Consider the following 312-nt stretch of genomic DNA (forward strand, 5'->3'; position numbering starts at 1 on the left):
GCGTCCGACGAACTGCTTCGGTAAGCTTGGCTACACCTGGAACGAAAGTGCTCCGGCAGTTACCCTGCTGGAAACGCTGGAAGCGCTCACGGAGTGCCAGCGGGCGGGTACGATCCGCTACATTGGCGTTTCCAACGAGACGGCGTTTGGCGTGATGCGCTATCTGCATCTGGCCGATAAACACGATCTGCCGCGCATCGTGACCATTCAGAACCCGTACAGCCTGCTGAACCGCAGTTATGAAGTGGGTCTGGCGGAGGTGACGCAGTACGAAGAGGTGGAACTGCTCGCCTACTCCTGTCTGGGCTTCGG

Annotated in this window: 1 protein-coding gene; it reads left to right on the forward strand. The window is 59.3% G+C overall.

Going from position 1 to position 312, the window contains the following annotated elements; genetic code table 11:
* On the forward strand, positions 1–312 hold a 312-nt coding region (locus RTW80_RS28370; RefSeq protein WP_312721437.1), incomplete at both ends, for an aldo/keto reductase.

This window comes from Escherichia sp. AM3, assembly GCF_032029835.1.
GTDB lineage: Bacteria > Pseudomonadota > Gammaproteobacteria > Enterobacterales > Enterobacteriaceae > Escherichia > Escherichia coli.